Here is a 2,706-nt window from a genome sequence, read left to right on the forward strand (position 1 = left end):
CAATATTTATATCGCTTTGAGAATTGGCACTACACCATTCCTACGACACCAAAAGTTGTCGTGCTAGATACACGAACCAGACGCTGGCGTTCTGAGTCTAAAATGAACAAACCTTCTGGCTTAATGGACTGGGAAGCGATGATTGAGTTCCACCAAGAACTCGTGCACCAAGACAAAGTTGTTATTGTTTCTGCCGCGCCAATGTTTGGTGTGAAATTTATCGAAGCACTACAACGTGTGGTGACCATGCTTGGTAAACCATTGATGGTTGATGCTGAAAACTGGATGGCTCACCCCGGAAGTGCGAATACTCTTATTAGTATTTTCACACACACAAAGACACCAACTAACTTTGTTATTCTCTCTGGCGACGTACACTACTCTTTTGCATACGATATTAAGCTCCGCTATCGAAAAAACAGTCCGAATATCTATCAAATCACCTGTAGTGGAATTAAAAATCAGTTCCCTACACAACTGCTCAATATTTGTGATGGCCTAGATAGACTGCTATACAGCCCTCGCTCACCTTTAAACTGGTTCACAAAACGTAAACGACTCAAGATTTACAAACGCGCACCAAGTACGCACAACTTTTATCGCTTGGTTAACCATAGTGCCATTGGTGAGCTACGTCTTGATGATGAAGGCAAACCAAGTCAAATTAGTATTCTGACGAGTGATGGTGACGAAGTTCATTTTCCACCGACACGTGCTGAAAGCTGAGTATCAATCCCAAAATGACTTGCCCTTTGTAAGAGGCAAGTCACCTTGAACTAACTCAGGAGTTTAGGTTTTTTGGGGAGAAAGTGGCCGTGCTTAAATGTCAACGACGTGCTAAATTTGGTATCGCACCTTGAGATCTTCCGTATTTATTACCATGTTAACCAAATAAACAATAGCTCGGTGTTCATTATGTTTAATTCTCTCACATCATTATTTAAACAACTCATTGATGGCTCTGATTTAAGCCAAACCAACACACTTTCCCCTAACATGGCTATCGCGTGTTTGCTTTGTGAAGTTTCTGGTGCAGACCATAGTGTCGATGATAGAGAACAAGAAACAAAGCGCTCTTTATTGATGAAACTGCTTTCGTTAAATGAAGAAGAATCAAATACTTTGTTAGAGCAAGCGCAACAGAAAATAAAAGATTCCGCTTCGCTGTACGACTTTACCTCTCAACTAAGAGAACTGACTCAAGAAACTCGTTACAACTTAATCAAAAGCATGTGGGAAGTCGCTTACGCAGACGGCGAAATTGACCCGCTAGAAGACGCGGTGATCCGTAAAACAGCAGAGCTACTCTATGTTGATCACAGCGAGTTCATTCGAGCGAAGTTACAGTCTCAGTAAAGTGACGAGATGAGTATATAAGTCGCTGGCTAACTCTAAGCTACCCCTAGAATGACAACAGATATCGCTTCTGTAGCCATAAAAAAACGCGCACTCTGCGCGTTTTTCAATAAGCCAACGACATTGTTATTAAAATACTGGTCAAGGTATGTGTTTAGCTCTTTCCACACTAAACAGACTGCATGACAAAACAACAATGGTTGGATGATTATTTAATTACAAGCTAGCTAGGTTCGAATAACTAAAACATGGTCAAAGCAAGCTTAGCTAAGTTGTATGCATCTACATAGCCAGAGTGTTGACGCCCTTCCCAGTCTATTCCTTTTGCTTCTTGAGCGGCTCGATGGCCTATACGTTTATCTTTAAGACGATTTTGAATACGGTAGAGTGTCGCTAAGTTGATGAACTCTGTGAACGGTGCTTCAATACCTTTGTGCTTACACTCTTCTAGAAGAATGAGGTCATCTCGCCCCCAAGATGCAAAGATTTTGTTGCGACCACCGAAGTTCTTAACCATGGATTTAAGCACTTCTTCTAGTGGGCGTCCTTGTTTTTCAATCTTACGTGGTGTGATGCCCGTTAACTCAGCGCAAAACAGAGACACTTCATCGTGTTCTGGTTTCACGTAGTATTGAGCACGCTTGACTATCTCACCTTTAGACAAATCTATTTCAGCTAACCCCACTTCGATAATTTCACCCGTGCTGCCGACGCCATTTTCGTTCCAGCAACACATTTCTAAATCGAAGCATACAATACGGTTATGGTTCATAGTTTGCCTTGGTTCCTAACATAAAAATTTAAAGCGTGCGATTCTATCGTAACACGGCGTAAAACTCGAATTTGTGCGCCCATTTAATCGCCGATCGACACATTATTACGGCCGTTTTTTTTACTCAAATAGAGTTGACTATCCATTTTGTGATACAAGCTCTCAGGATCTTCTTCTTTATGGATAACCGCACCGATACTCAACGTACAGATGATTGACGCATCACCATAATCAAAAGCCGTACTTGCCACAACACTCCGTAATTTTTCTAGGTAAGCTTCTAGCACTGCTCTATCAATGACTTTAGAAATAATACAAAACTCGTCACCACCAGCTCGGTAAAACTTATCTCCCGGTTTTAAATTAGCACTGACCAGCTTAGTGACATGTTGTAACGCTTCATCTCCACCTAAATGGCCGTGTTTGTCATTAATCACTTTGAAGTGGTCGATATCAAAACCAACCAAGGCGAAGTTAACACCTTTGTTTATCTGATTAAGCAAATGATCGTTGAATGCTCGGCGATTCAGTAGTTGAGTTAGAGGGTCTCGCTCTGCCATTCTTTTTAATTCAACGGT

At 41.5% G+C, this 2,706-nt stretch carries 3 protein-coding genes and 1 pseudogene; 2 read left to right on the forward strand and 2 right to left on the reverse strand.

Going from position 1 to position 2,706, the window contains the following annotated elements:
- Together CAG69_RS19445 and CAG69_RS19450 are read left to right on the forward strand one after the other, a co-directional pair.
- Positions 1-726 (forward strand): annotated as a pseudogene (locus tag CAG69_RS19445) (alkaline phosphatase family protein); the annotation flags it as partial.
- A 189-nt stretch (positions 727-915) separates the two neighbouring features.
- The gene (locus tag CAG69_RS19450) at positions 916-1,356 is read left to right on the forward strand and encodes a tellurite resistance TerB family protein (RefSeq protein WP_017820644.1); all 441 of its coding nucleotides are present in this window, start codon (positions 916-918) and stop codon (positions 1,354-1,356) included.
- 241 nt (positions 1,357-1,597) lie between these two features.
- Here the strand turns inward: CAG69_RS19450 and CAG69_RS19455 are convergent, their stop codons facing one another.
- Together CAG69_RS19455 and CAG69_RS19460 are read right to left on the reverse strand one after the other, a co-directional pair.
- On the reverse strand, positions 1,598-2,128 hold the full coding sequence (locus tag CAG69_RS19455; RefSeq protein ID WP_161445747.1) for a 3'-5' exonuclease: 531 nt from the start codon (positions 2,126-2,128) through the stop codon (positions 1,598-1,600).
- An 83-nt stretch (positions 2,129-2,211) separates the two neighbouring features.
- Positions 2,212-2,706, reverse strand: a 495-nt coding sequence (locus tag CAG69_RS19460) for a GGDEF domain-containing protein (RefSeq protein WP_161445749.1), incomplete at its 5' end; no start/stop codon positions are given.

Origin of the sequence: Vibrio sp. V43_P6S15P86 (genome assembly GCF_009904725.1) — a bacterium.
GTDB classification, from domain to species: Bacteria; Pseudomonadota; Gammaproteobacteria; order Enterobacterales; family Vibrionaceae; genus Vibrio; species Vibrio diabolicus.

Coding starts and splice junctions, on each gene's coding strand:
- CAG69_RS19450 (WP_017820644.1), top strand. CDS start 916: ATGTTTAATTCTCTCACATCATTATTTAAACAACTCATTGATGGCTCT.
- CAG69_RS19455 (WP_161445747.1), bottom strand. CDS start 2,128: ATGAACCATAACCGTATTGTATGCTTCGATTTAGAAATGTGTTGCTGG.